6 protein-coding genes are annotated in these 4,321 nt (G+C 73.7%); 4 read left to right on the forward strand and 2 right to left on the reverse strand.

Going from position 1 to position 4,321, the window contains the following annotated elements:
- The coding region (locus AB0J52_RS29645) for a hypothetical protein (RefSeq protein WP_500185869.1) at positions 1-190 on the reverse strand (190 nt) is incomplete at its 3' end.
- An 81-nt stretch (positions 191-271) separates the two neighbouring features.
- Here AB0J52_RS29645 and AB0J52_RS29650 point away from each other — a divergent pair.
- The 3 genes from AB0J52_RS29650 to AB0J52_RS29660 are packed head-to-tail and all read left to right on the forward strand — an operon-like array spanning position 272 to position 2,305.
- Entirely contained in the window at positions 272-445 is a 174-nt protein-coding gene (locus AB0J52_RS29650; RefSeq protein ID WP_500185872.1) for a hypothetical protein, read from the forward strand.
- Between the two features lie 9 nt (positions 446-454).
- Positions 455-1,105: a PhzF family phenazine biosynthesis protein gene (locus tag AB0J52_RS29655; RefSeq protein ID WP_500185874.1), complete on the forward strand. Its 651-nt coding sequence runs from the start codon at positions 455-457 to the stop codon at positions 1,103-1,105.
- Between the two features lie 48 nt (positions 1,106-1,153).
- Positions 1,154-2,305, forward strand: a complete 1,152-nt coding sequence (locus AB0J52_RS29660; protein WP_500185876.1) for a serine hydrolase domain-containing protein — start codon at positions 1,154-1,156, stop codon at positions 2,303-2,305.
- A 110-nt stretch (positions 2,306-2,415) separates the two neighbouring features.
- Here the strand turns inward: AB0J52_RS29660 and AB0J52_RS29665 are convergent, their stop codons facing one another.
- On the reverse strand, positions 2,416-2,991 hold the full coding sequence (locus AB0J52_RS29665; protein WP_500185879.1) for a PadR family transcriptional regulator: 576 nt from the start codon (positions 2,989-2,991) through the stop codon (positions 2,416-2,418).
- A 63-nt stretch (positions 2,992-3,054) separates the two neighbouring features.
- Here AB0J52_RS29665 and AB0J52_RS29670 point away from each other — a divergent pair, with 63 nt between their 5' ends.
- On the forward strand, positions 3,055-4,236 hold the full coding sequence (locus AB0J52_RS29670) for an FAD-dependent monooxygenase (protein WP_500185880.1): 1,182 nt from the start codon (positions 3,055-3,057) through the stop codon (positions 4,234-4,236).
- Positions 4,237-4,321 lie beyond the last annotated feature (85 nt).

Raw genomic sequence — 4,321 nt, forward strand, 5'->3', positions numbered from 1 at the left:
GCCGCGCGGTGGCGCGCACGCGCATGACGCTGGCGGCGAGCGCGTGGACAGGGAGCAGCGGCCGCGCGGGGCTGAGGAGCAGGATGCGCAGAGCGCCCACCAAGCCCAAGGCGTACAGGGCGTACAGAACGCGCACGACGCACAGGCCGTACAAGAAGCCCACGACGCGCAGGGCGGGCAGAGTGCCCACGAGGCACAGACGTCGGAGGGACGGGGCGGTGGCGGCTCGGCGGGGGTGCAGGCGGTTCGGATCGAGCCTGGGCGGTCGATCGTGAGTTATGCCCGGGATGACCTGCGGATTCTCGTGGAGCGGTTGTTGCGCGCGGATCCGGGGCTTTCGGAGGATGACGTGGTGGCCCGGGCCACGCGGCTGCTGGCCTGCCCGGCGGACGAGGCCGGGCTGGTGGAGGTGCGGATTCGGTATGCGCTGCATGAGCGTGGTTGACTCCGGAGCGTGATCGACTATGAGGTGTTGCGGGTCTTCTGCGGGGCGGACGGGCGGTTCGGGAACCGGCTCGGCGTGGTGCTGGACGGTCCGGCGGTGGCGTCGCCCGAGGAGCGGCAGGCCGTCGCGGGCGAGCTGGGGTTCAGCGAGACGGTGTTCGTGGACGACGCCGCCCGGGGCGTGATCGACATCTACACGCCGGGCACGCGGCTGCCCTTCGCCGGGCATCCGTGCGTCGGTACGGCGTGGCTGCTGGGCGTCCCCGAGCTCGTGACGGCGGCGGGGGCGGTCTCGGTGCGCCGGGAAGGGGACGTCACGTGGGTCGCGGCGCGCGCCGGGTGGGCGCCGCCGAGGACGCTGCGCGAGTACGGGTCGTCCGGCGAGGTGGACGCGCTGGAGGTGCCGCCGCCCGGCGAGTGGGTGTACGCCTGGGCGCGGACGGACGGGTCTGCGGCCCCCTCCTTCCAGGGGATCCGGGCCCGGGGCTTCCCGGGACGGGCGGACGGGATCGACGAGGACGAGGCGACCGGCGCGGCCGCGATGCTGCTCACGGCCGAGCTGGGACGGCCGCTGGTGGTGACCCAGGGGCGCGGGTCGCAGATCTTCACCAGGCCGCTCGCGGACGGGCTGGTCGAGGTCGGCGGTCGCGTGTCGCGATGAGTTCGGCGGGTCGGTTCGGTCTCACCTCCTGAGGAGAGGATGACAAGCGTGAACCGACTCCGGGAACTGCTCGCCCAGGCTGTGGACAACTCCGTCGTCCCAGGTGCCGTCGCCCTGGTCGCGCAAGGGGAGAAGGCCGAGGTCGCGGCCGTCGGGAGCCCCTCTCTGGAGGGCGGTGGCCCGATGACGCGGGACGCCGTCTTCCGCATCGCGTCCCTCACGAAGCCGATCACGGCGGCGGCCGCGATGATGCTGGTCGAGGACGGCCGGATCGCGCTGGACGACGCCGTCCGCGAGTGGCTGCCGGAGCTGGCCGAACCCAAGGTCGTCCGGACGCCGCAGAGCCCTGTGGACGACGTCGTCCCGGCGAAGCGCCCGATCACGCTGGACGACCTGCTCACGTTCCGCTCCGGCTACGGCTTCCTCGCCGACTTCTCCCTCCCTGCCGTGTCGCTGCTCATGGAGAGGTTCCAGCGGTTCGTCACGGAGCCGCAGCTCGCGCCGGAACCGGACGAGTGGATGGCGTCGCTCGCGTCCGTCCCGATGGTGAGCCATCCGGGCGAGGCGTGGCTCTACCACACCAGTTCGGACATCCTGGGCGTGCTCATCGCGCGGGTGTCGGGCCGTCCGCTGGACGAGTTCCTCGCCGAGCGCGTGTTCGCGCCGCTGGGCATGGCCGACACCGGCTTCTGGGTGCCGGAGGGGCAGCGGCACCGGCTCGTCACGTCCTACGGGCACGGGCGGGACGGCACGCTCGAGCTCCGCGACGTCCCGGACGGTCAGTGGAGCAGGCGCCCGGCCTTCCCGTCAGGCGCGGGTGGCCTGGTCTCGACCGTGGACGACTGGGCCGCGTTCGGCCGGATGCTGCTCGACGGCGGCGCGGCCCCGGACGGCCGCCGCCTGCTGTCCCCGGCGTCCGTCTCGCTCATGACCAGCGACCACACGACCGCCGCGCAACGCGACGCCGTCCGGCTGTTCCTCCGCGGGCAGGGCTGGGGATTCGGCGCGGCGGTGGACCTGGACGCCGACGGACCGGGACACATCCCCGGCCGCTACTGGTGGACGGGCGGCAGCGGCACGACCGCGCAGATCGACCCGTCCTCGGGCTCGGTCGCGGTGCTGCTCACGCAGGTGGAAATGGGCAGCCCGGAGCCGCCGCCGCTCATGACCGCCTTCTGGCGGCACGCCGCCTGCCCCTGACGTCACCTCGGCCGCACCACGGCCCTGCGGACCGCGCCACGGCCCTGCGCACCGCCACGGCGCCCTCCTCGTCCTTCTCCGCAACCACGGCGCTCCTGGCCGTCGCCTGCCTATGACGTCGCGCCGTCCCAGGTGAGCGCGCCGGAGCGGAGGTCGACGATCACGCCCAGGAGCCAGGCGTGCTCGGCGGCGGTCACCGTCCGCGCGTACTCGCTCTCCAGCCCGGAGACCCGGCCGAGGCCGGAGCCGGCGTTCGCGGCGAGGACCCGGTCGTGCTCGGCCAGCGTGGCGCCCACCTTCTCGGCGCGCCGTTCGAGCGCGGACAGCGCCTCCGCCGGCGCGATCATCAGCAGGTTCGAGAGCGCCGCCGGGAAGTCGGGGAAGTCGCGGCGCGGCGTCGCGAGCATCTCGTCCAGCCAGGCCCGCGCGGCGGCGCGGCCCTCGTCGGTGATCTCGTAGACGGTCCGCTCGGGGTAGGCCTGGTCGCGCTCGGTGGCGCGGACCCGGATCAGCCCGCCCTCGGCGAGCCGGTCGATCGCCCGGTAGAGGCTCGTCCGCTGGCCGACGTTGACGACCTGGTCCTTGCCCCAGTCCTTGATCAGCCGCTGCATCCCGTACGGATGCAGCGGCTTGTAGAGCAGCAGTCCGAGGACGGTCAGGGCGAGGGGCGAGCTTCGTACGGCCATGCCCGCAGTGTAAATCAGAGCAACTAGTTGACTCAACACTAGTTGCAATGTAACTATTGCCGCATGACGAACTCCACCGCAGCGCCCACCGCCGCCCGCACCGCCCTGGTCATCGGAGGCGGCATCGCCGGCCCCGTCGCCGCCCTCGCGCTCGCCAAGGCGGGCATCGAGGCCACGGTCTTCGAAGCGCGCCCCGAGGCCGCCGACGGCGTGGGCGCGATGCTCAGCGTCGCCCCCCACGGCCTGGCCGCCCTGGCCCACGTCGGCGCGGACGAGGCGGTCCGGAAGGTCGCGCAGCCCGTCCCCGGCGTCGTCATGCAGGACGGCACCGGACGCGTCCTCACCGACTTCCACGGCTTCCCCGGCCTGCCCGAGACGCTCGCCCTCCACCGCGCCGACCTGTTCCGCGTCCTCGCCGACCACGCCGTGGCCGGGGGCATCGACATCCGGTACGGGAAGAGCCTGGTCAACGTGGTCGAGCGCGAGGGCGGGGTGACCGCCGAGTTCGCCGACGGGACCACCGCGACCGCGGACGTGCTCATCGGCGCGGACGGCATCCGCTCCACCGTCCGCTCGCTGATCGACCCCGACGCGCCCGCCCCGGGCTACGGCGGCGTCCTCAGCTTCGGCGGCATCGTGCCCGGCGGACCGGACGTCGTGACGCGGCCGGGCATGATGCACTTCGCGTTCGGCCGCGCCTTCCTCGGCTTCTGGGAGCTCCCGGACGGACGCGTCGTCTGGTTCGGCAGCCTGCCGCGCGAGGAACCGCTGACGTACGCCGAGGTCCACGCGGTGCCGAACGAGGACTGGCTGGCGCGCCTGCGCGAGCTCTACGCCGGACACGTCCCCGGCGAGGCCCTCATCGGACGCACCGCCCCTGAGGAGCTCATGGCCGTCGGGCCGATGGAGTTCATGCCGGCCGTTCCGACGTGGCACACCGACCGCGTCGTCCTGCTCGGGGACGCGGTGCACGCACCGTCCTCGTCGTCCGGGCAGGGCGCGTCGCTGGCCATCGAGAGCGCCATCGAACTGGCCCGCTGCCTGCGTGACCGGCCGACCTCCGCCGAGGCGTTCGCCGCGTACGAGGCCCTGCGCCGGCCCCGCGTCGAGGCCATCACGGGCGCCGCCCAGAACAAGAACAAGGCCAAGGCCGGAAAGGCGGGGGACCGGCCGTCCCTGCCCACGCCGGAGCAGATGTTCGCCCCCGTCCACAAGTTCGAGATCGACTGGACCGCCCAAGCCTGACCCCGCCCCCGCGCCCCCCGCCCGTGCCTGGCCTCGCGCCCGCCCGGCCCGCGACGCACCCCCGCGCCTGGCCTCATGTCCCGCC

The sequence above is a fragment of the Spirillospora sp. NPDC049652 genome (genome assembly GCF_040675125.1).
GTDB lineage: Bacteria > Actinomycetota > Actinomycetes > Streptosporangiales > Streptosporangiaceae > Spirillospora.

What these genes read in the sequence shown, in the direction of transcription:
- AB0J52_RS29665 (WP_500185879.1), bottom strand. Translation starts at nt 2,991, where the DNA reads ATGGCCGTACGAAGCTCGCCCCTCGCCCTGACCGTCCTCGGACTGCTG.
- AB0J52_RS29670 (WP_500185880.1), top strand. Translation starts at nt 3,055, where the DNA reads ATGACGAACTCCACCGCAGCGCCCACCGCCGCCCGCACCGCCCTGGTC.